This is a genomic window from Nocardiopsis sp. NPDC055879 (assembly GCF_053615935.1).
In genome coordinates, this window is record NZ_JBSHCT010000024.1 from 1,302 (window position 1) to 22,195 (window position 20,894).

Genomic DNA, 20,894 nt, shown 5'->3' on the forward strand with positions numbered 1-20,894 from the left:
CCCGATCTCCACGTCCTCCACGACCGTCGGCATGATGATCTGGTTGGCGGCGTCGGAGAACACGAAGCCGACGCGGCGTCGGATGTGCTTGGCGTGCCGGCGGGTGTCCCACTCCCCCAGCGACACACGGCCCTCGTCGGGCAGGACGAGTCCGTTGAGGGTGCGGGCGAGCGTGGACTTGCCCGATCCGTTGGCCCCGATCACACCGATGCGGTGCTGCGCCAGGTCCAGGGTGATCGCGCGCAGGACCGCGCGGTCGTCGTAGGAGTGGGAGACCCCCTCGATGCGGATCATCAGGTGTTCTTCCCCGTCTCCGTACCGGAGGTGACCGGGCGACCGGCCGGCGGGATGGGGTAGGCGCGGAACACGGTGGCGGCGATGAGCGCGGTCACCACGGCCTTGACGACGTCACCGGGCAGGAACGCGACCATGGCCGTGGCGGTGGCCAGGACGCCGTCGCCCAGGACGACCCCCATCCACGGGACTCCGATGGCGTAGATGACGATGATGCCGCCCAGGGCGTTGATCAGCAGCCCCTGCCAGAAGCGGTACTTGCCGCCGCGGACCATGAGGTCGGTGAGCAGGCCGATGACCAGGGCCGCGAACACCCAGCTCACGATGAACCCGGCGGAGGGTCCGGCCAGGACCGCGAGTCCGCCGCGACCACCCGCGAACAGGGGCAGACCGGCCAGGCCCAGGGCGAGGAAGGCGACCACGGCGAGGGTTCCGCGCTTCCAGCCCAGGAGACTCGGGGCGAGCATGATGCCCAGGGTCTGGAGGGTGATCGGCACCGGGGAGAACGGCAATGGGATGGCGACGGTGACGCTCATCGCGGCGATGAGCGCCGCGAAGATCGCGATGAGCGCCAGGTCACGGGCGGTCAGACCGCGGTGACGGACGTGCTTCCTGGTCCCGGTGTCGGGCATGGGTGGATCCTCTCGGGGAGGTGGTGGGAGGTGGTCGTCCCCCATTGTCCGATACCGGGGCCTTCGAGGCAGTGGCCGGGGCGTACAGAAGCCGGGCGGAGGTGTTGTGGACTTCCGTCAACGTCGCGGGGCGACCCGGGGCCGGCCCGGAGAACATGACGAGGGCCCCGGGCGCGCGACGGTGTGAACCGCCCCGCGCCCGGGGCCCGGGTGAGAGCTCCCGTGGGAGCGTTTCTCAGGGAAGGTAGGTGGCCGCCCCGGAGAACTCCGCGAGGGATCCACCGGCCGAGATCGACTCCCGCGCCGGGATCTCGGCGTCCTCCTTGGCCTTCAACAGGTCGCCCAGGCCCACCGCCTCCTCAGGTGTGAGGAAGGCGGCGCCGTCGGAGTCCGCGAAGACGACGTCACCCGGGTGCACGACCGCGCCCGCGATGGTGACCGGCACGTTGATCGCGCCCTCGATCCCGCCGATGCGGGTGGTCAGCGGGCTGAATCCACGCGAGACCACCGGGAAGTCGTAGGCCAGGGTCTCGTCGTGGTCGTTGATCGACCCGTCGATCACCGCTCCCACCGCACCTCGGGCCTTGGCCGTGTAGGAGACCAGTCCGCCGAAGCACGAGCGCTGTCGGTCACCGGACTGGTCCACGACCAGCACGTCGCCGGGGCGCAGCATGTCGACCGCCATGTGGACGGCGGTGGAGTCCAGGTGCGGGATGCGCACCGTGACCGCCGTACCGACGAACTTGAGCGGGCGCCTGTTCGGCTGCAGACCGAGCGCGAAGCCGTGGTCCCGAAGATGACCGAGCGTCGAGACGCACGTCTTCTCCAGTTCGGTGACGATCCGACCATCGATCTGTTCGGGCATGTCGTTGACGACGAACACGACTGTTCCTTTCTCAGGGTGCTTGTTTCAAGGATTTCGAGGAGCGGTGGCTCACTTCGCGCTCGAAAGCTCGGGGATGAAGGTGACGATGTCGGGCACCATGATGAGGATGGCCACGACCACCAGGTCGGCGATGATGAACGGCACGATGCCGCGGAAGATCCGTCCCAGACCCGCTTCGGGGACCGCGCCCGAGTAGACGAACGCGTTCATCCCGACCGGAGGCGTGATCAGCGCCATCTCGGCGACCTTCACGATGAGGACGCCCAGCCAGAGGCCCTCGAAGCCGTATCCGCTCAGGATCGGGTGCAGCAGGGGCGCCGCGACGAGGATCATCGAGATCCCGTCGAGGAACATGCCGAGCGGCAGCAACAACAGCAGGCACAGCACCAGCACGACGTAGGGTTCCAGGTCGGCGGCCAGGACCGCGTCCACCACCGCCGTGCTCGCCCCGGACAGGGCGAGGAAGTAGGTGAACACCCCGGCGCCGGCCATGAGCAGGAACGTCATGGCGGTCAGTCCGACTGCCTCGGTGACCGACTCCTTGATCGCGCTCATCCAGCGGGGCGGCCTGGTGCGGATGAGCAGGATGACGAACGCGGACACCGCACCGAAGGAGGCCGCCTCGGTGGCGGTGGCCAGACCGAGGTAGATCGTGCCGATGGAGACCATGAAGATGACCACCAGGAGCATGAACCCGAACAGGTCGAGTTTGGGCTCCGGGGTGCCCTCACCTGTGGCCTCCCCCTCGGCGGCCACGGTGGTCTCCGAAGTGGTCGTGGCCGACGCCGACGACCCACCGGCCATCGCCGGTTCCCTCTCCATCGACGCGTTGGCCCGGTCCCGCTTGCGGCGGGCGGCCAGGACCATCAGCACGATGGTGATCCCGTAGAGGAGGATCGTCAGTAGGCCTGGGCCGATGCCCGCCAGGAGCAACTCCCCGATACTCTCCCCGGTGACGACGCCGTACAGGACGAGCACGATGGACGGCGGGATGAGCACACCCAGGGTGCCGCCGGCACAGACGACTCCGGCCGCCAGACGGATCCCGTGGCCGGCCTTGACGATCGCGTCGGTGGACACCCGGGCCATGGTCGCCACGGTCGCGACACTGGATCCGGTGACCGCGGCGAACAGACCCGATCCGGACAGCGACGCGAGCGCGGCGCCTCCCGGGAACCGGCGCAGCACCCGTGAGGCGAGGTCGAACCCCGCCTGGGCCAGCCGGGCGTGGACGGCGAACACACCCATGAGGATGAACAGCGGGATGATCGTCAGGGAGTAGTCGGCCGAGGTCGAGAACGGCTGGTTGGCCGCCGTGCTGACCGCGGCGTCGGTCCCACGCATGAGGACGATGCCGACCAGGCCCGCCACCATGAGGGAGAGTCCCACGTGGAACCGGATCGCGAGCAGTCCGAGGAAGAGCGCCAGGACCGCGATGACGATGAAGAGTGTCGCAGCGGTCATGGGGTGCCCTCGCTGTCTTTGTGTTGTGCGGCGGAGTGGGCCTGTTCGATGGCGGCGTCCACCTCGTTGCTCTCCAGCACCTCACCGGAACGGAACGCGCGGAACTCGAGGACTTCCTTCCAGACCGCCATGACGAAGAACAGGAGGAAGGAGAGGAAGAGCACGAGCTTGGCCGGCCACGTGGCCAACCGCAGGATGTCGTTGGTCGTCTCCCCACGCTCATAGGCGCTGATCAGGACCTCGCCCATCCCCCAGACGATGAGGACGCCCAGGACCAGCATCAGGACCAACCTGATCCCGGAGAGGACCATGCGCGTCCTGAAACCGAGGCGCGCCTCGACGAGGGTGACGGAGACGTGCTTTCCGTCGATCTCGGCGGAGGCCAACCCGAGGAAGGCGATGGTCACCAGGAGCAGTGTCGAGATGTCCACCGTGCCCAGGACCGACTGACCGAACACACCGCGCCCGACCACGTCGGCGACGGTCAGGAACATCAGGGCCAGGAGCAGGAGTCCGGCGACGATGTTGAACGCGGTGGAGGTCCCTCTCACCGGCCGTGGAAAGCTGATGCGGCTCACTCTTGCCGTCCTTCCATGCAAGCGGCGAGCGGGCTGACGTAGTCGGAGACCCGGGTCTCCTCCTCGATGATCCGCCGGTAGTCGTCGAGCACGGACTGCGCGTCGTAACCGCGGTCCTCGTAACGCGACACCCAACTCTCCGCGACGCCCGACTCCTCCTTCCACCGGGAGGTCTCCTCCTCCGGAAGGGAGAGGAACTCCGTCCCGCTCTCGGTCATCTCCTGGCAGGAGACCTCACCGAGTGCGTCCATCTCCTCCAAGCCGATGGAGATGCCCTGGGCGGAGGCCTCCAACAGCGCCTCCTGGTATTCCTCGGGCATGCCTTGGAACAGCTCCTCGTTGATGACCGCGATCGAGGATGCGTACGCACCGATGCCGGGGTCCATGAGGTAGGGCGTGGTCTGCGACAGCCCGAAGGTGGGCAGATTCGCCAGGGCCAGCGAGGTGTAGCCGTCCACGACACCACGGCTCATCGACTCGTAGATGTCGTTGGCCGTCATGCCGATGGGGTTGGCGCCCGCGGTGAGCATCACGTCCGAGGTCAGGCCGCCGGCCCGGATGCTCCTTCCCCTCAGGTCGTCGAGGCTCTCGGCCTCCTCCTTCAACCCGATAGCCGCGATACCGAGCGGAATCGGAAAGAGCGGCCGGACGCCCTGACGGTCGAAGTCCTCCCGGTAGGTCTCGTTCTCCTCGTACAACCGCTCGATCGCGGTCATCTGTACCTCGGGGTTGTCGGTCTCGAACGGCAGTTCGATGACCGTGTACATGGACAGGTCCGAAGCCGCGTAGATGGACCCGACCTGAGCCATGTCCGCGCGGCCGTCCAGGGTCGCCTGGGCCGATTCCTCCGCGCCGACGAGGCTCTCCGAGTAGTGGAGCCGAACGGTGACACCACCGTCGGTGAGTTCCTCGACCTGTTCCGCCCACCGCTGCGCCGTACGCGACTGGTCCGACGTGGCGTTGGAATAGGTCGTGTAGTGCAACACGTAGGTGTCGTCGCCCAGAGCGGTACCGCTACACGCGGTCAGTACCGCCAGGGCCGCGCCCGAGGCCAGGAGTCCGGTGGCACGGGATACCGAACCACCGGCTCGGGCACGTCTTGCGCCTGCGTTCATGTCTCACGCTCCTGTTGGGGCCACGCCGTAGCGACGAAGGGTCAGGGCGGGGTTGACCTTGCGGACGTGGTCGAGCCGGTCACGTTCGACGACGGCCTTGCCGATGCCCGGGGCCTCACCGACGGTGGCGATGGCGATCCCCATCGGGTCCACGACGGCGCTGTTGCCGGCGCCGGTCGGGGCGCTCTGGTCGGCGGCGAGAACGTAGACGGTGTTCTCGATCGCCCGGGCCCGCACCAGGGTGTTCCAGTGGTACTCCTTCAAAGGACCGGGAACCCATTCGGCGGGCAGGGCGATGATGTCCGCGCCGGCGTCCACGAGGATCCGCGAGACCTCCGGGAAGCGCAGGTCGTAGCAGGTCTGCATGCCCACCTTGAAACCGTCGACCTCCAGGATCTGCGGCTCCTGCGGGTCGGCGGCCAGGACACGGTCGGATTCCTTGTAGCCGAACGCGTCGTAGAGGTGGACCTTGCGGTAGACCGTCTTGACCTCGCCGTCCTGGATACCGACGAGGGTGTTGTGGATACGGCCACCGGTGGCCGTCTCGTTCACGCCGGCGATGATGGAGAGGTCGAGTTCGGCGCTGAGGGCGCGCAGGCGCGAGACCGCCGGACCGTCGAGCGGCTCGGCGCTGTCGACGAACCGATCGTCCATCGCGGGGGCGGTGAACACCGCGTACTCCGGCAGCACGGCCAGGCGCACGCCACCGGTGGCGGCCTCACGCAGCATCCGCTCGATCTCGGCCAGGTTCTCGGCCTTGTCCTCGGCGGGCGCGAACTGCACGACTGCAACGTTCAGGGACATCAACGGCTCCTCAGCTCGTTCTCGATGTTTCGCAGGGTGTCGAGCGCTCCGGTGAACCCGGACAGCAGCGCTCCGTACTGCATGGTGGTCACGATGGTCTCGGCATTCTCCTCGACCGCGAGACGTTTTTCCGCGTCGCTCCAGGCGGGCAGGACCCACGGCTTGCCGGCGGCCTGGGCCGCGCGGGCCAGGTGGCGCAGGTCCGCCAGGTCCTCCTCGCCGGCGGTGTAGGCGCCACGGTCACGACGCAGCGACAGGTCCGAGGGACCGATGAAGATGCCGTCGACCATGGGCAGGGCGAGGATCTCATCGATCTCCTCCAGCGCGGAGGCGTCCTCGATCATGGGGTAGCACCGCGTCTCGGTGTCCTGCCGGGTGACCCACTCGTCGGTGAAGCCCCGGAAGTCGGAGGTCCGGCCGCCCGCGAAGGACCGGTCGCCCAGCGGGGGGAACTTCGCGAATCCGCAGACCTCCTTGGCGTGGGCGGCCGACTCCACGTGCGGGATGGCCACGATGTTGGCTCCCAGGTCCAGGGCCTGCTGGATCGGGCCCCGTTCCGGTCCCAACACCTTCGCGATGACGTCCATGCCCTTGGAACGGATGAGCGGCATGATCCAGTCCAGGGCCGCCAGGTCGAACGTCCCGTGCTCGATGTCGAGTACGACCGTGCCGTATCCGGCGAGGTTCGCCATCTCCACCGCCGCCGCGGAGGGCTCGGAGAGCCAGACCGCATGCCGCTTGTCCATTTGCGCGCTCAAGGTGCTTCCCTTCAAAGGATGTGACGCACACCGCTAAATATCTGGTGTGGACACCTTGTATACACGGAGCATCCAGGCTGTGTAAAGGTAGGGTGGGCTCTGTGTCACATCAAAACAGCATCGCAACCGGGGGTAGCAAACCTCGACAGTCCGCACGGGAGCGCGCATACGAGATGATCGGGGCCGCCATCCTGGCCGGCACGTTCGCCGAGGGCGAATTCCTTGACGAGGCGGTCCTGGCCAGGGAGGTCGGCACCTCCCGAACACCGGTGCGTGAAGCGCTCCACCGTCTCCAGGCCGAGCGCTTCGTCGACCTCGTGCCTCGACGTGGCGCGCAGGTCCGGGTCGTCACCGCCACGGAGATGCGCCAGATCTATCAGGCCCGTTTCGTCATCGAGGCCAACGCCATCGGCAAGATCTGCGATCGCCGTCTGGGCGCTCCCCCCGAAACCCCGGAGCTCATCGAAGCACTGGAGACCGCCGGCCGGAACCAGGACTGGAACGAGTTCGCCCAACTCGACCAGCGATTCCACTCCTGCATCGTTCAACATCAGGGCAACGCGGTCCTGGCCCAGATGTACGACTCCCTACGACCACGACAGGTGCGTCTGGCGGTACGCACCATCACGCAGGGCCCCGAACGCTTCCCCATCATCGAGCGCGAACACCGTGAACTGGAGGCCGCGCTCAACGCACACGATGCCGCCCTAAGCACGAGGATCCTCAACGTGCACCTCCAGGAGGTGCCCGAACTCGTCCGAGCCTTCTCGGAGTGACCCGGCTCGATCGACGCTCGATCGGCATGGTTCGCCCGAACCCTGGAACGCCGGGTCCCCCACCCCCCATGGGCGAGCGGCCCGGCGCTCGGCGACCCGGTCGACCCCCGGCATGCCCCGATCAGTCCTCGTTGGGGTCCTTCTCCGCGTCCTTGTGCGCCGGATGCACGGTGCCGGGCTCGTGGTCCGGCGGACCGTAGAGCGCATAGAGCTTCAACGGCCGGTCACCGGTGTTGACGACGTTGTGCCAGGTCCCCGCCGGGACCATGATGACGTCGTCGTCCTCGACCTCCCGGACGAAGTTCAGATCGTCCTCGGCCGGCCCCATCTCGGTGCGTCCACTCCCCTGCTCCACCCGGAGGAACTGATCGTTGTCCGGATGGACCTCCAAGCCGACGTCGTCGCCCACGGCGATGCTCATCACGGTGAGCTGTAGGTGCTCGCCGGTCCACAGCGTGCGTCGATAGTGGCTGTTCTCGACGCTCGCCTCCTCGATGTCGACGACGAACGGTCTCCCGCCCCGGTCCTTCCCGGTGGTGTAGTCATCGCTCACGGCCGTACCTCCTGGGGTCACGCGTGGAACAGTTCCCGACCTGCCTCACCCTAGGCACCAGCGTGTGAAGCACCCAAGAAGGCACGGCCGGGGTCCACCGGGTTCACCCGTCCGAGAATCCCCACCGCCTCCGCAGGTCCGCGCTCACCGTTTCGGTGTCCCGATTCCGGGTCTCGGGGACGAACCTGGCCACGAAGACCAACCCCACCAGACAGATGGCCGCGAAGATCCAGAACGTGGGGCCCTGCCCGATGAGTTCGATGACCGGCAGGAACAGCAGGCTCACCAGGAAGTTGGCCAGCCAGTTCACCGTCGCGCCCACGCTGGACCCGGTCGCCTGGTGGTCGGTCGGGAAGAGCTCCCCGAGCAGGATCCAGAAGATCGGGCCCATGCCGACACCGAACGACAGGATGTAGGCCATCATGAACACGAGCATGAAGAGCGGGGCCATGCCCACGCTGAATGCCAGTCCCAGCAGGCCGATGGAGACGAACATACCGGTCAGGGAGATGAGCAGCAGCGGGCGACGGCCGATCCGGTCCACGAGGCTGAGCGCGACCAGCGTGATGACGACGTTGACCACACCGATGAAGACCGAGTAGTAGATCGCGTTCGACGCCGACAGCCCGGCCTGACCCATGATCGTCGGCGCGTAGTAGAGGATCGTGTTGATCCCCACGAACTGCTGGAGCGCGGCCAGGGCCACGGCGACCAGGAGCGCCGCCAGGGCCGTGCCCTTGAACAGACTCGACGACCCCCTACGGGCCCTCTCCTCCTCTTCGCGATGTTCCTCGGTGACCCGGGCGACCACCTTGTCCGACCCACCCGGTTCGGCGACGCTGTCCACGACCTCCCGCGCCCGCTGTGTCCTGTCGTTGCGGATCAGCCACGTGGGCGATTCGGGCAACCACACGGCCGCGATGAACAGGAGCGCGGCGGGGATGGCACCGACCCCGAACATCAGGCGCCACATTCCGGCGTCGGCCAGGGCCCAGTTCACCAGGTAGGAGACGAGCAGGCCCACGGAGATGAACAGCTGGTTCAGGCCGAGGATGCGCCCTCGGATCTGCGCCGGCGCCATCTCGCCGAGATAGGTCGGCACCGTGGCCGACACCCCGCCCACGGCCAGGCCCATGACGAACCGGCCGGCCACCAGCGTCCAGTATCCGGGGGCCAGGGCCGCGGCCATGATCCCGACGAAGAAGACGACGCCGATGGCGCCCATGACAGGACGGCGCCCGTAGCGGTCGGCGATACGCCCGCAGCCGAGCGCGCCGATGACGGCACCGAGCAACAGAATGCTCACGGCCGAGCTCTGTTGGAAGGACGTGAGCTCGAAGTCCTCCTGGATGAACAGCAGCGCGCCGGAGATGATGCCGGTGTCGAAGCCGAACAGGAAGCTACCGAGGGTGATCCCGATCGCCCATCTACGGACGGTCCTGAGTCCCTGGGGCGTGAGCTCCACGAAGTGGCTCTGCTGCCTGGGACGGGTGTTCAACGGTTGGCTGCTCATGGCTCCCGGTTCTCCATGATCTCCGCGCCGGTACTTCCGGCCCGGTAGTGGTGGAGGGGGACCCGGCCGGCGTTCCACGCCCGCAGCACCGGCTCGACGATGCGCCACGACTCCACCGACATGTCACCGCGCACCGACAGGGGCATCTCGTCGGAGAGCACTCCTCGGAGCACCTCGCCGTATTCGAGCAGTTCACCGGGGTCGTAATCGGTGGCCAACGTGACCGGTGAGACGTCGTAGGGGTCTCCCGGGCCGTTCACATTGAGGTCCATCCCGATGTGGCGAGAGCCCAGACCGATACGCAACCGGTTCTCGACGAGGTCGCCGACGAGGCCGGTGGGGACGTGTTGTGGGGCCTTGAAGCGAAAGACGATCTCCTGGCGGGGCGAACCGATCGCCTTTCCGGTGCGAATCCGGAACGGCACACCGTGCCATCGCCAGGTGTGGACCGCGAACACGACCTCGCACAGGGTCTCGGTGCCGCGTTCGGGGTCGATACCGTCCTCGTCCACGTAGGCGGGCATCGAACGGCCCTCGACGGTGCCGGCGGTGTAGCGGGCCCGGTGGCTGAACCGTTCCGGATCGTCCCGCCACACGCGAGTGGCCCGCAGGATCCGGGCCTTGGCGTCACGTTCGTCGCGCGCGTCCAGGGTGCCGGGTGGTTCCATGGCCACCATCGCCAGGACCTGGAGCAGGTGGCTTTGGACCATGTCGCGCAGGGCTCCGGTGACGTCGTAGAAACCGGCCCGACCCTCCAGTCCCAGGGACTCCTCGAAGAGAATGTCGACGGACTCCACGTGCTCGGAGGAGAGCAGTGGTTCGATCACCCGGTTGGCGAACCGGATGCCGAGGATGTTGAGCACCGTCGTCATACCGAGAAAGTGGTCGACCCGGTGGACCTGTTCCTCCGGCACCAGGGCGTGGAGCAGCTCGTTGAGCGCGATGGCGTCGGCCATGTCGGTACCGAAGGGTTTCTCCAGCACCAGGCGCGTGCCCTCGGGGACGCCGATGCGTTCCAGGATCCGGCAGCTCCCGACCACGACCGCGGGCGGCAACGCGAAGTAGAGGGTGACGCGGCCTCGGGCTCGGGCGAGGAGTCGACGCAGGTCGGATTCGTCGGTGGCGTCGGCCTGGACGTAGCGCGTGTTGCGTACGACGGTGTCGACGTCGGGCCCGCTCACACCCCCGTCCGCGAACGCGCGGGCCACCGTCTCCTGCCACTGCCCGTCGGTGCCCTCACCCTGGCCGCTGCCGATGAGGAGGAGGTCGCCCAGTGCGTCGGCGGCGACCAGGGTGCCCAACCCGGGCAGGAGCAGACGTTGGGTCAGGTCGCCTTGCGCACCCAGGATGATCAGGGTCTGGACCGATTCTTCCACCGAGTCTTGCATGGGTCTCCCGTTCACCCGGCGAACCCCGGACCGGCCGGCCCCGGACGCCCGGTGATCGGGCGAACGGCGTGCCCGTCTCCGGTCCGGCACCGAGGTCGGGGTGTTCGCGCGAGATAGTGATGAAGAGGCGATCCAGACGGACCGCCGAAGGTGTACGCCGTGACCTTGGCGACCGGGGGACGCGCGACCTCGTCGAGCGCGCCCTCCGGTGTGCGCCTGTGCGCCGAGCCGCCGGCTCCGCGCCGTGTGCTCACACGGGCGTCGGCGTCACAGGCGCAGGACCGGCTTCAGGACGCGGCCCTCGGCGGCGTCGGTGGCGGCCTCGTTGATCCGGTCCGGCTCGTAGAGGCGGACCATCTTGTCGAAGGGCAACCGTCCGGCCCGGTACAGCCCGACCAGTTCCGGGATGAAGTCGAAGACGTCGCTGTCTCCCTCGGTCACACCACGAATGGTGCGTCCGTTGAGCAGGAAGTTGACGTCGAAGGTGCCGTCGGTGCCCACGGGAGGCGCGCCGACCACGGCCGCCATACCGTCGCCCACCGCCAGGGAGTCGACCGCCTGGCGAAGCAGCGCGGGTACCCCGCTGCTCTCCAGGGCGTGGGTGAGTCCCCGGCCGCCGGTGATCTCGGCGACGCGCGTGACGGTGTCCTCCTCCTTGCCGTTGATGGTGTGGGTGGCGCCCAGTTCACGGGCCAGTTCCAGACGGGAGGGCACGATGTCGATGGCGATGATCTTCGCGGCCGGGGTGAGCGCGGCCCCCATGACCGCGGACAGGCCCACCGCTCCGGCTCCGAAGATCGCGACCGTGTCCCCGCTGCTCGGGTCGAGTTCGTGGAGCACGGCCCCCACACCGGTCTGGATCCCGCAACCCACCGGCGCCAACATCGCGAGTTCGTCCTCGTCGGCAGCCTCCACCGGGACGACGCTGCGCGCGTGGGCCACGCAGTACGTGGCGAAGGAGGACTGTCCGAAGAAACGGCCACCGATCGCCTCACCCGTGGTGGAACCGATCGGGGTGGTGCCGTCGGGGCGCCTGCCGTCGAAGTTGAGGGAGAGGAAGTCGACGCAGTAGGCGGGGTGTCCGTGCCGGCAGGATCGGCACTTCCCGCAGGAGCTGAAGGAGAGCAGGACCTTGTCGCCGGCCGAGACGTGGGTGACGCCCTCGCCCACCGCCTCCACCACGCCGGAACCCTCGTGGCCGAGCACGGCGGGCAGGGGGGTGTGCAGGTGCTCGTCGCGGGTGGCCAGGTCGGTGTGGCAGATCCCGACACCCACCACGCGGACCAGGACCTCGTCGCTACGGGGTTCCTCCAGGCGGACGTCCTCCCAGGTGAAGGTGCCACTACCGGGATGGACCACCGCGGCCCTGGCTTCGGACATGACCGAGTCCTCTCTTGCGTCCGTCCCCCGAGAAGGGGAGATCGGGCACATTCTCCGTCAGGGGGAACGCGGTGGCCGCAGGACGCGCCGAGTGATCCGATGTGGTCTAGCCTGGTCACCATGCCCGCGACCCTGAACACCCACCCTCCCGAACGGCTGCACCTGGAGGAGCTGGTCTTCTCCGTGCGGGTCTCCTCACGGCGCAAGACGGCGGGGATCACCGTGGATCGGGACGGATCCCTGATCCCGCACGTCCCCGAGGACATCGAGTGCGCACGAGTCCAGGAGTGGGTGCGACGCAAACGGCACTGGGTCCGGGACAAGTTGGCGGACAAGGACGTGCTGATCTCACGCCGACCTCGGCGCGAGTTCGTCTCGGGTGAGGGCTTCGACTACCTGGGCCGCCGCTACCGGTTGAAGGTCACCGACCAGGTCCCCGGCGTGCACTTCAACGGCGCTCGACAGCGCTCTCCAACCGGGCGTATCTTCGGTGTAGACCCCGTCGAGTGAGGGTGGAGCACAGCATCATGACAGCTGAACCGATCGAACCGGATGCAATGGCGGCGGCATTGGCGGGAGCCCTCGCCGACCGTGGGCTCGTCTTGGTCTCCGCCGAGTACCTGGAGAACCTGGAAGACGCTGCGGACAGTGCCGCGGTGGAAAACCTCGCGGGCGAGGAGACATCGCCCTTCCGGCTCGAGGACTATGTGTGAGCCGATATCAGGTGGAAATCACGTCCACTGCCCGGAAGACACTTCGTAAAATCGATCAGCCTTCGCGCAAGCGGATCGCCGTGGCGATCTCTGAACTGGCGGATGAACCTCGTCCTTCTGGATGCAAGAAACTCAAAGCCAGAGATGGCTATCGCATCCGTATCGGAGATCATCGGGTGATCTACACGATCGATGATGGCCAGGTCACCGTGGTGGTCGTCAAGATCGGTTCTCGCGGCGACGTATACGGGCACTGAAATACCAGGTGAAGGACACTGCCGGCGGAGTGGATGAGGGCTGAAAGCCCTCGCATCGGAAACGCTGATCGGTGGTCGAGGTCGGCCGTTGCTCCTCGGTGACGTTCTGAGCGTGGTCTAGCCTGGTCACCATGCCCGCGACCCTGAACACCCACCCTCCCGAACGGCTGCACCTGGAGGAGTTGGTCTTCTCGGTGCGGATCTCCTCACGGCGCAAGACGGCGGGTATCACTGTGGATCGGGACGGATCCCTGATCCTGCACGTCCCCGAGGACATCGAGTGGGCACGGGTCCAGGAGTGGGTGCGACGCAAACGGCACTGGGTCCGGGACAAGTTGGCGGACAAGGACGTGCTGATCTCACGCCAACCTCGGCGCGAGTTCGTCTCGGGTGAGGGCTTCGACTACCTGGGCCGCCGCTACCGGTTGAAGGTCACCGACCAGGTCCCCGGCCGGCCCCCGTATCCTCGTCCCGCATGGTCGTGACGATCAGGTCGCAGAAGGGCGCTTCGGTGTTGGGGTCCAGGCCGGTGTCGTCGGCCTGCCTGCCGGCCCTCCTTCACATCGGCGTGCAGGTCCGGGAACGCCTCGTACATCGCGGCCCGGTTGCCGTCCAGCCGGGTGAGGATCTCGTCGAAGCGTTCGGAGAGCCTGCCATAGTGCTCGGGGTCCTGGTCCAGGTTCTGGCTGATGTGGTGGCGTAGCGCGTGTTCCCTCTCCGGGGCCTTGGCCCGGTCCGAGGACAACGCCTCGATCTTGCTCTCGAAGTCGCTCGCGGTGATGGCCGTGAGCGGGATCTTGGTCCGGATGTCGTGCACGCGGATGTACTGGTCGATGAGGTCAGGGACCTTGGCGCCGTACAGGGAGGGGAAGAGCGCACGTCACCTTCCCCCGAGGGTCCATCCCATGGTGGTGAGCTGGTCGATGAGGGGTTTCTCGGTCAGCTCCCATTCGGGTCCGGTTGGTTGCTTGCCGCCGGTGGCTTGCCTGCCAGCGGACCGGTTTCCGGGCTGATACGGAACGGAGGAGTGTGGGGATGGGCCCTCAGGGGTGTGCATCGGGCACCTTTCGTCACAGGCGTCTCAGCGTGCGGGCGACATGTCCATGTTGCCCAGATTCTGCCGGACGGTGACGACAAACGCCCGCCGTTTCGGGCCTTCGGAGCCCGAAATTGATAGCCAGAGACTACTGGGTGACTGAGCCTTCACGCAGGGCACTCAGGAGGGTGGTCCAGGTGGATGGGGTGAAGGTGAGATGCCCGAGGGAGCGGTTCTGCGTGTCCCGGACGTGGACATGGTGCGAGGTGTCCGCGACCTCGACACAGTCCCCACCCTGGTTACCGCTGTAGCTGGACTTGCGCCAGTTGGACGGCACAGTGCCTGCGACCTCTACGCAGTCACCCCGGTTACCGCTGTAGCTAGACTTGTACCAGCTAAAAGGAGTCGATCTCACGACTGTGTGCCTCCTTGTATCGGGATATGAAGTCCACGGACTCACTCGGCGAGAGCGCCTGCGACTGAAGCGCCCCAAACCACAAGGAATATTGTTCCACGTCTTCCACATCAGAGATCACGCGACCGCTGCTAGGGATCTCTGCGTATGCCAGGCGAGCCCCGTCGTTCATGGCCAACACTTTGAATGATCCGTTCATCGCTGCGTGCGCCCCAGCGCAAAAGGGCAATACCTGAATCCGGATTTTCATGTCTTGCGACAGGCGAATCAGGTGCTCCATCTGGTCTTGCATGATCTGCTTGGAACCAACTGATCGACGCAGCACAGATTCATCGATGATGGCAGAGATGAGTAGAGCCGAACCCCGCTCAAGCACACTCTGTCGCGTCATCCGAGCGGTGAGCTCAGCCTCGATCTGCTTCGTATCGATCGGCGGCCATCCAGCACTCAACACCGTCCGGGCATAGCCTTCGATCTGGAACAAGCCTGGTATGGCGTCAGCCTGAAAATCGTGAATAAGCTTCGCCTCTCGCTCCAGATCTACGTAGCGACGAAACCATCGATGGTAGCTCTCACGTTCCCCTGGACGCAGGCGAATCAACGCTCCTTGAGCCCCCAACTCCCTGTCGGCAAGCTCGACAAACTGCTTACGCGGAGCACGCTCGGCACGCTCTATAGCGCCAAGCATCTGGTAGGAGATCAAGGTCCTCGCAGCCAACTCACGCTGTGAGATGTCTGCAGCCTTGCGCAACCGATGCAACTCTTGTCCGAATTGAACCAATTCAGTCTTTAGTGCAGCCTTCTCACTATCCACCATGACTACAGTTAACCACAACCCACTGCAACATACTGCAGGGTTCCACAAACTCCTTAATTATCAGACTAGGGCTGGAAACATCTCTGAGTCGCATGTCAATGTGACCTTTGTGAAGGCAGGCCATCTCCATGACTGCACCACACGTAGCAAGTCCTGAACCCAGCAAAACGGCCCCGATCCGGTGCGCTAACACCGAACCAGGGCCTTAGCCCACAACCTGAGTAGACAGGTGAGGACTCATGGTCAACCGTATCGTTCCCATCGCGACGAAGCGTCAGCGGATTCCGCTGCGCCGCTGCTCCTTCCGGTTCTCCGGCGAGCACTCAAGCGTCAGCCAGGCCCGTGACTGGCTCGGACGTCGCCTGAAGATCGTCGGTCTTCCCGAGGAGATCGGCGACACCGCGCTGCTCCTGCTCTCGGAGCCGGCGACCAACCAGGTGTTGCACGCCCTGGGATCAGAGCGCGACAGCACCAGCGGAGACTACTTCGTCCGGGTGTTCTTCTCCCCCGAACGCCTGCGAGTGGAAGTCCGTGACGCCCAGGGCCGATCCCCCGAGTTCCACCTTGCGGATCCAGACCCCGACGCCGAACACGGACGCGGGCTGTTCCTGGTGAACGCCCTCGCCTCCCGGTGGGGACGCTTCGAGTCCGGCCGTGGACCCGGCATGTTCTTCGAGCTCCGTTGGGACCGGTGATCACCTTGACCGGCTATCATCTGCGGCCCAGCGAAACCGTCCTGCGCCTGCGCACAGAGTTCCCCGACTTCCTCATCTGCGAGCTGAGCGGGGAACCCGGAAAGCCCTGCTTCACCGCGACCAGCACCCGGACCAACGCCAACGGTCGACCCGAACTGGTCGTGACGGCCTGCCCGGAGGAGTTGAGGCGAACGCTCACCATCCTCGCCACGGACGAGACCCACATGGGCGAGGAAGGGGGTCGCAAATGACGCTGGACACTCTGGATGTTCCCGTGGCGGACCACCTGTGCCGGCTGCGCGCCACCTTCCGAAAGCGGGGATGGACCATCTGGCACGGAGACTCGACCGGCCAGTACTGGGCGGCGCACACGGGCCTGATGGTGCTGGTCAGTGGCGACAGCGCGCAGGCGCTGACCAAGGAGATCGAACGAATCCAGCCGAGCAGGTACCCGGCCAAGGTTCCCACCCCTCGACGCTTCTCCCCCTGGCGGCGGCCTGACCGCGCCCACCGAGTGAACCCGTTCCGCTAACCACACACCCACTGTGGCCCGGGAACCCCTACCCGGGCCACACCCCTGTGTTCTGGCCACGGAGGCTTCAGCCACGGGTAGTTGACAACCGGACAGCTTCGTCACGGCCAGTGCGGCCAACCCAATCGCGACGAGGACGGGTCTGTCCCGGGATTCCGGGGTTTTGAACGGTGGATCATCGGGATCGGTTCCCAAGGAACCCATCGCGACCAACGGAGTGGAGCCTGTGCCGGGAACGCGGGGGCCGAGCCTCCTGGCAGGCCCCACCAGGGTCACCCCGTGGTGATCCGCTCCCCCATGCCCAGGCTCGCCGCGTCCGCTGCGGCCCGACCCGCCCGCCACCCGCTCGGGTTGGTCGTCCGGGAGACCCTGGCCATCTCCAGTTCGGGGAAGGACTCCGCCAGCGCCTCGCGTACCTGCCGCTCACGCGACGCCAACACGGGCAGCAGGTCGGTGCCCGCGCGAGCGTACTCGTCCAGGGCCGCGCTCTCCTCCCCGTCCGCCGACTCGGCCAGGCGTTCCCCGATCCGCTGGGCGAAGGAGCTCAGGAAGGAACTGCGGAAGGACCGCGTCGTGGAACGGCCACGGGCGTCACGGGTGGAACCGGCCCGCCGCATCGCGGTGGTGGCCTGGACCAAAAGGGAGGTGAACAGCAACTCCACCATGTCGATCTGGTCGGGGAAACCCATCACCGTGCACATGCCCATGTTCTTGTGCCAGACCGACCGACAGTGGTTGGCCTGCGCCACGACCTCCAACAGCACCACCTTGAGGTCCTCGTAGGGGGCGTCCAGGGGCATGCGCCGCGCACCGACCTCCGATACGCGGCCCGATTCCGCCATCAGGGCGGCGTGGTCGATGCTGTGCCTGGCCATCAACCGTTGGGCCCGTTCGGAGAGCGCCTCGGCCTCCTCCGGGAACTCGGTGGCCTCCGCCTTGGCCAACAGCGCACGGATCCGGGCGAGCTTGCTCGGGTCCACCTGGTCCCGGAGCCGGCGGGAGGTGGCTCTGGCCGTTCCCGGCGGGGGCGTGAGGACCTGGATCTGCGGGAGGTGGTCCAAGAACTCGATGAGTTCCAGGGCCGTCGTGACGTGGCCCAGACGGGTGACCCCGTGCCGTTCGATGAACCGGGCCGTGTGGTCGATGTCGGTCCCCCACCACGGCTCGCCCAGCCCGCGCACCTGGTCGGCCCACTCGGGCGCCACCCGGGCAGCGGCGTGGTGACGGTTCTCGGCCATGACCACGTCCGTGACCAGGTCGGCGGCCTGACGTGAGTTCTCCCGACGCACGATCCGGACGAGTTCGGCGGGCTGCCACCCTCGGGGCCACACCTGGGCGACCGCGTCGACGAGTACGCCGAACAGGGCCCTGTCCACGATCCGGTGCCACTCGCTGCCCTCCTCCGCGAGTATCGCGGCGACCTCCTCGCGAGGCCGGCCGGGGCACCGACCACAGTCGCAGGAGGACGCCCCCGAGTCGATCAGGGCCGTGATGATCTCCTGATCGGTCATCGTGTCGAAGATCGACCCTTCGAAAGGCGCTTGGCTCTGGGTGGGGCCACTGCGACGGCGTTGCCGCTCCCGCGACTTCTTCTGCTTCGCCCGACGGCGTTCGCGATTGGACTTTCCCACGTGGTCCTCACCATGGTCTGGGATGTTCGTTACGAGCGTCCCACATCGACGTCTTCGCCGTTGACGGTTGTGGACAACGCGCGAACGATCCCTCGATCAGGTGGTCGGGTTCGTCGCGATGGCCGCGTACCACGGTGAAGTGGCGGGGCCGGGCGCCCACGGGGGCGCCCGCGAGGTGGTCCAGGTGGGCGCTCCCGTCGTTCCCTTCAAAGGGTCCGGGCAAGGCGGGTCTGTCGCACTCCTCCGCTACGCTCCGCGTGACCCTCCGACCATCACCGTTGGGCTTCCCGTCCCCATCCCCTCCCATCCCCCTTCTCGGGAAGCTCCGCGGCCTCCTCCAGGAGTCCCCATGGAACCGACCTACGCCGACCTGACCGCCAGCCCTGCCCGGGTGGCCAACGCCCAGGTGGACCGCGAGAACGCCCGGTTCGGCGGAAGCAGGATAGAGCTGGATTCGGGAGGCTCCGTCGATCTCACCTTCTACCTGGACAAAGTGATCGTGGAAGGCGTCCTGCGGGTGACCGCGCTCGTCTCCAAGAGCGGAGGCTCCCCGGGGCATGCCCCGCTGACCGTGCTGGTCAACGGCGAACCGGTGGCCTCGCGCCTGACCATCCCCGGCGGCGGCGACCTGCCCCAGGACCTCGACTTCGCGGTTCCCGGCGGGTGGCTGCGAACGGATGGCCCCAACGTGGTGACCGTGCACAACGGCGCGGACGCCCGAACGATGCTGTGGCTGTACCGGATCAGCGTCGACTCCATCGACGAACGAGACCGCTCGGTATGCGCGATGCTCGCCGCCGCCGACCGGCGTTCGGTGCTTCGCTACACCACCCGCAAGCGGGTCCATTCCACGCAGGGGCCACAGCAACAGTGGGAAACCGCCGAGCGGCTGCTGGTGTACGTCGACCGGGGTGAGAAGGCACCGATCGCTCAGCTCTCCTGGCGCGACGCCGACGGAGCCGAGGCGGCGATCAGCTTCCAGTCGGCACTGGGTGACTTCCACGGCTACCACCGCTCGGCCGATGGCCTGCTGAGCGAGTACCGGGGTGACCTGGAACAGCGCCTGGCCTACCCGGAGGGGACGGAGGAGGCCACCGTGCACCGCTTCCGCACCGAAGAGCACTGGGGCGAGCGTTGGCACACCTCGGGGGAGCTGCGGCTGATGGTCGAGGATGGTGACGCCCCGGTGGAGCGGATCACCTGGCGCGACCAGCGGGAGAACTCCGGTTCGGTCGCCTTCGAGGAGGATCGGACAGGCTTCCTCGGCTATTACCAGCGGGTCGGCGAGGGCCCCATCGGTTACCGAGGCAGGGCCGTCAACGAGGTGTGAGCGGTCGCGCTGCTCAAGGCGGCGCGACACGGCGCCCCCATGCCCTGGTCCACGGAACGGACCCCGGCCACCGAGTGACACGGTGCCCGGCGAGGGTCATGGGGGCGCGGGGCCGTGTTCTCAGGCCTGGCCGGCCTCGGCACGGCGGATGCGCTTGAGGGGGATGGGCAGGACGCAGACGGGGGCCGAGATCGCCAGGCGGTGGCCGGTGTCCTGGGGAACGCCGGTGTCGGGGTCGATGAGCAACGACATCAGCTCATCGCCGTTCTGGGCGGCGGCGACCAGGTGGTCGGGCTCGTCGCGATGGCCTCTGACCACGGTGAAGTGGCGGGGCCAGGCCCCCACGAGGGTGTCCGCGAGGTGCTCCAGACGGGCACCTCCGTCCCGGACCGCGAACGTGGAGATGGCGTCTGCGCCCCGGTTGGAAACGTACACACGCCCCTCGTAGGTGCTGGTCGGGGGCAACGCGTCGCCCTCGGCGATCTCGCGGCCCTCGACCTTGAGCCGGTGCAGGGCGATCTCGGCGGGGAAGTTCTTCCCGGCCGCCTCGTGGGCGGTGGCGGTGACCGAGCCCAGGTGTTCGCCGCTGCCGGACACCCCGTCCCAGCGGACGACGTGCACGCGGGAGTCGAGCTCACCGGCGACGTACACGTGGTCGCCGTTGACCACCATGTGGCGGGGTCCGGTGCCGGGTGGCAGGGGCACGCCGGGGAAGGCGTTCTCGCGAGGCTCGGGGGCCTCCTCGGTGAGCTGTTCGGGGACCGGGCTGTAGTGGTAGACGCGCAGTTCGTCCGTGCCGAGGTCCGCGGCGAGCAGGTAGCGGTTGCCGGGTTCGAAGGAGTCCAGGGCCACGGCGCTGCTGTGCGCGTGCGGCCCTTCCTGGCGTTCGGTGACGGGGCCGGTGCCCTGATGGGTGAATTCGAGGGTGTCGCCGGTGGGCGTGCCGTCCTCCGCGGTGGTGATGAGGGTGACCACGCCGTTGGCGTAGTTGGTGACGGCGACCTGGTGCGGGCCCAGGTAGCGCACGTGGCAGGGGGAGCCGCCGCCGGTGGGCACCGATCCGATCTCGGTGAGGGAGGCGTCGCCGTGCGGCCGGAACGCGGTGAGGGTGCCTTCGGCGCGCTCGTTGACCGCGTACACCGTGGGCGGTTCGGGCCGGTAGGCGAGGAAGGAGGGGCCGGTCGTGCGGACGGCGATCCCGTCGTCGGTCATCTCACCGGTCCGGGGGTCGAACCAGACCCGGTGCACGCCCTGTCCCTCCCCCGGCGGTTCGGAGTCGGGGGTGTAGGTCCCCACGAGCAGAAGCCGTCGGGGTGTGTCCACAGGG

At 67.3% G+C, this 20,894-nt stretch carries 26 protein-coding genes and 1 pseudogene; 9 read left to right on the plus strand and 18 right to left on the minus strand.

The annotated features are described in order from the left end of the window. The 8 genes from ACWGKS_RS24320 to ACWGKS_RS24355 all read right to left on the minus strand — a co-directional run. Positions 1-294 (minus strand): ATP-binding cassette domain-containing protein (locus ACWGKS_RS24320; RefSeq protein WP_452524160.1); only part of this gene is annotated, 294 nt, incomplete at its 3' end. Beyond that, positions 294-926: a biotin transporter BioY gene (locus ACWGKS_RS24325; RefSeq protein ID WP_358504276.1), complete on the minus strand. Its 633-nt coding sequence runs from the start codon at positions 924-926 to the stop codon at positions 294-296. The genes ACWGKS_RS24325 and ACWGKS_RS24320, both read right to left, overlap by 1 nt. A gap of 235 nt (positions 927-1,161) precedes the next feature. Then, positions 1,162-1,809: an RraA family protein gene (locus ACWGKS_RS24330; RefSeq protein ID WP_358504279.1), complete on the minus strand. Its 648-nt coding sequence runs from the start codon at positions 1,807-1,809 to the stop codon at positions 1,162-1,164. A gap of 51 nt (positions 1,810-1,860) precedes the next feature. Then, positions 1,861-3,276 carry a TRAP transporter large permease gene (locus tag ACWGKS_RS24335; protein WP_358504282.1) on the minus strand — a complete coding sequence of 472 codons (1,416 nt, stop codon included), beginning with the start codon at positions 3,274-3,276 and terminating at the stop codon, positions 1,861-1,863. Then, entirely contained in the window at positions 3,273-3,854 is a 582-nt protein-coding gene (locus ACWGKS_RS24340) for a TRAP transporter small permease subunit (RefSeq protein WP_358504285.1), read from the minus strand. Before ACWGKS_RS24340 ends, ACWGKS_RS24335 begins: the two co-directional genes overlap by 4 nt. Then, positions 3,851-4,969, minus strand: a complete 1,119-nt coding sequence (locus tag ACWGKS_RS24345; RefSeq protein ID WP_358504288.1) for a C4-dicarboxylate TRAP transporter substrate-binding protein — start codon at positions 4,967-4,969, stop codon at positions 3,851-3,853. The genes ACWGKS_RS24340 and ACWGKS_RS24345 overlap by 4 nt, the downstream gene beginning before the upstream one ends. A 3-nt stretch (positions 4,970-4,972) precedes the next feature. Continuing rightward, positions 4,973-5,773 carry a carbon-nitrogen hydrolase family protein gene (locus ACWGKS_RS24350; RefSeq protein ID WP_358504291.1) on the minus strand — a complete coding sequence of 267 codons (801 nt, stop codon included), beginning with the start codon at positions 5,771-5,773 and terminating at the stop codon, positions 4,973-4,975. Then, positions 5,773-6,531, minus strand: coding sequence for an HpcH/HpaI aldolase family protein (locus ACWGKS_RS24355; RefSeq protein WP_452524163.1), 759 nt, complete (start codon positions 6,529-6,531; stop codon positions 5,773-5,775). The genes ACWGKS_RS24350 and ACWGKS_RS24355 overlap by 1 nt, the downstream gene beginning before the upstream one ends. Positions 6,532-6,632: 101 nt before the next feature. On the opposite strand from ACWGKS_RS24355, the gene ACWGKS_RS24360 reads away from it, so the two are divergent. Further along, complete coding sequence (locus tag ACWGKS_RS24360) at positions 6,633-7,307, plus strand: GntR family transcriptional regulator (protein WP_452524165.1); 675 nt, start codon at positions 6,633-6,635, stop codon at positions 7,305-7,307. 121 nt (positions 7,308-7,428) lie between these two features. Here the strand turns inward: ACWGKS_RS24360 and ACWGKS_RS24365 are convergent, their stop codons facing one another. The 4 genes from ACWGKS_RS24365 to ACWGKS_RS24380 all read right to left on the minus strand — a co-directional run bounded on the left by ACWGKS_RS24365 (position 7,429) and on the right by ACWGKS_RS24380 (position 12,141). Continuing rightward, on the minus strand, positions 7,429-7,860 hold the full coding sequence (locus ACWGKS_RS24365) for a cupin domain-containing protein (protein WP_067597214.1): 432 nt from the start codon (positions 7,858-7,860) through the stop codon (positions 7,429-7,431). Positions 7,861-7,963: 103 nt separating this feature from the next. Beyond that, complete coding sequence (locus tag ACWGKS_RS24370; RefSeq protein ID WP_452524167.1) at positions 7,964-9,373, minus strand: sugar porter family MFS transporter; 1,410 nt, start codon at positions 9,371-9,373, stop codon at positions 7,964-7,966. Continuing rightward, a complete protein-coding gene (locus ACWGKS_RS24375; protein WP_358504300.1) occupies positions 9,370-10,761 on the minus strand; it encodes a glucose-6-phosphate dehydrogenase in 1,392 nt (463 codons plus the stop codon). The genes ACWGKS_RS24370 and ACWGKS_RS24375 overlap by 4 nt, the downstream gene beginning before the upstream one ends. 267 nt (positions 10,762-11,028) lie before the next feature. Beyond that, positions 11,029-12,141 (minus strand): NAD(P)-dependent alcohol dehydrogenase, encoded by a 1,113-nt coding sequence (locus ACWGKS_RS24380; RefSeq protein ID WP_358504303.1) that lies wholly within the window; start codon positions 12,139-12,141, stop codon positions 11,029-11,031. 120 nt (positions 12,142-12,261) lie between these two features. On the opposite strand from ACWGKS_RS24380, the gene ACWGKS_RS24385 reads away from it, so the two are divergent. The 4 genes from ACWGKS_RS24385 to ACWGKS_RS24400 all read left to right on the plus strand — a co-directional run bounded on the left by ACWGKS_RS24385 (position 12,262) and on the right by ACWGKS_RS24400 (position 13,596). Beyond that, positions 12,262-12,651 carry a YgjP-like metallopeptidase domain-containing protein gene (locus ACWGKS_RS24385; RefSeq protein WP_358504306.1) on the plus strand — a complete coding sequence of 130 codons (390 nt, stop codon included), beginning with the start codon at positions 12,262-12,264 and terminating at the stop codon, positions 12,649-12,651. A gap of 17 nt (positions 12,652-12,668) precedes the next feature. Next, positions 12,669-12,854, plus strand: a complete 186-nt coding sequence (locus ACWGKS_RS24390; protein ID WP_358504309.1) for a hypothetical protein — start codon at positions 12,669-12,671, stop codon at positions 12,852-12,854. After that, entirely contained in the window at positions 12,851-13,111 is a 261-nt protein-coding gene (locus tag ACWGKS_RS24395; RefSeq protein ID WP_358504311.1) for a type II toxin-antitoxin system RelE family toxin, read from the plus strand. The genes ACWGKS_RS24390 and ACWGKS_RS24395 overlap by 4 nt, the downstream gene beginning before the upstream one ends. A 131-nt stretch (positions 13,112-13,242) precedes the next feature. After that, positions 13,243-13,596, plus strand: coding sequence for a YgjP-like metallopeptidase domain-containing protein (locus tag ACWGKS_RS24400; protein WP_358504314.1), 354 nt, complete (start codon positions 13,243-13,245; stop codon positions 13,594-13,596). Here ACWGKS_RS24400 and ACWGKS_RS24405 read toward each other — a convergent pair. The 3 genes from ACWGKS_RS24405 to ACWGKS_RS24415 form a co-directional block, all read right to left on the minus strand. Beyond that, positions 13,530-13,928, minus strand: a complete 399-nt coding sequence (locus ACWGKS_RS24405; protein ID WP_358504317.1) for a hypothetical protein — start codon at positions 13,926-13,928, stop codon at positions 13,530-13,532. The two genes, ACWGKS_RS24400 and ACWGKS_RS24405, sit on opposite strands and share 67 nt — an antisense overlap. A 367-nt stretch (positions 13,929-14,295) precedes the next feature. Further along, positions 14,296-14,607 carry a DUF397 domain-containing protein gene (locus ACWGKS_RS24410; protein ID WP_358504320.1) on the minus strand — a complete coding sequence of 104 codons (312 nt, stop codon included), beginning with the start codon at positions 14,605-14,607 and terminating at the stop codon, positions 14,296-14,298. Continuing rightward, positions 14,543-15,379 (minus strand): helix-turn-helix domain-containing protein, encoded by an 837-nt coding sequence (locus ACWGKS_RS24415; RefSeq protein ID WP_358504323.1) that lies wholly within the window; start codon positions 15,377-15,379, stop codon positions 14,543-14,545. Before ACWGKS_RS24415 ends, ACWGKS_RS24410 begins: the two co-directional genes overlap by 65 nt. Positions 15,380-15,618: 239 nt before the next feature. Here ACWGKS_RS24415 and ACWGKS_RS24420 point away from each other — a divergent pair, with 239 nt between their 5' ends. Genes ACWGKS_RS24420 through ACWGKS_RS24430 form a run of 3 tightly spaced genes read left to right on the plus strand, consistent with a single transcriptional unit; the run spans position 15,619 to position 16,606 of the window. Beyond that, positions 15,619-16,074 (plus strand): ATP-binding protein, encoded by a 456-nt coding sequence (locus ACWGKS_RS24420; RefSeq protein ID WP_358504326.1) that lies wholly within the window; start codon positions 15,619-15,621, stop codon positions 16,072-16,074. Continuing rightward, positions 16,071-16,325 carry a hypothetical protein gene (locus tag ACWGKS_RS24425; protein WP_358504329.1) on the plus strand — a complete coding sequence of 85 codons (255 nt, stop codon included), beginning with the start codon at positions 16,071-16,073 and terminating at the stop codon, positions 16,323-16,325. The genes ACWGKS_RS24420 and ACWGKS_RS24425 overlap by 4 nt, the downstream gene beginning before the upstream one ends. Further along, positions 16,322-16,606, plus strand: coding sequence for a hypothetical protein (locus tag ACWGKS_RS24430; protein WP_358504332.1), 285 nt, complete (start codon positions 16,322-16,324; stop codon positions 16,604-16,606). Before ACWGKS_RS24425 ends, ACWGKS_RS24430 begins: the two co-directional genes overlap by 4 nt. Before the next feature lie 272 nt (positions 16,607-16,878). Here the strand turns inward: ACWGKS_RS24430 and ACWGKS_RS24435 are convergent, their stop codons facing one another. Both ACWGKS_RS24435 and ACWGKS_RS24440 read right to left on the minus strand, forming a co-directional pair. Continuing rightward, on the minus strand, positions 16,879-18,117 hold the full coding sequence (locus ACWGKS_RS24435; protein WP_358504335.1) for a DUF2786 domain-containing protein: 1,239 nt from the start codon (positions 18,115-18,117) through the stop codon (positions 16,879-16,881). Between the two features lie 214 nt (positions 18,118-18,331). Beyond that, positions 18,332-18,448: pseudogene (locus tag ACWGKS_RS24440) on the minus strand (lactonase family protein); the annotation flags it as partial. 138 nt (positions 18,449-18,586) lie between these two features. Between ACWGKS_RS24440 and ACWGKS_RS24445 the strand changes: the two are divergent. Then, positions 18,587-19,567 (plus strand): hypothetical protein, encoded by a 981-nt coding sequence (locus ACWGKS_RS24445; protein ID WP_358504338.1) that lies wholly within the window; start codon positions 18,587-18,589, stop codon positions 19,565-19,567. 120 nt (positions 19,568-19,687) lie between these two features. Here ACWGKS_RS24445 and ACWGKS_RS24450 read toward each other — a convergent pair whose 3' ends face one another. Further along, positions 19,688-20,890 carry a lactonase family protein gene (locus ACWGKS_RS24450; protein ID WP_358504341.1) on the minus strand — a complete coding sequence of 401 codons (1,203 nt, stop codon included), beginning with the start codon at positions 20,888-20,890 and terminating at the stop codon, positions 19,688-19,690. Between the last annotated feature and the right edge of the window lie 4 nt (positions 20,891-20,894).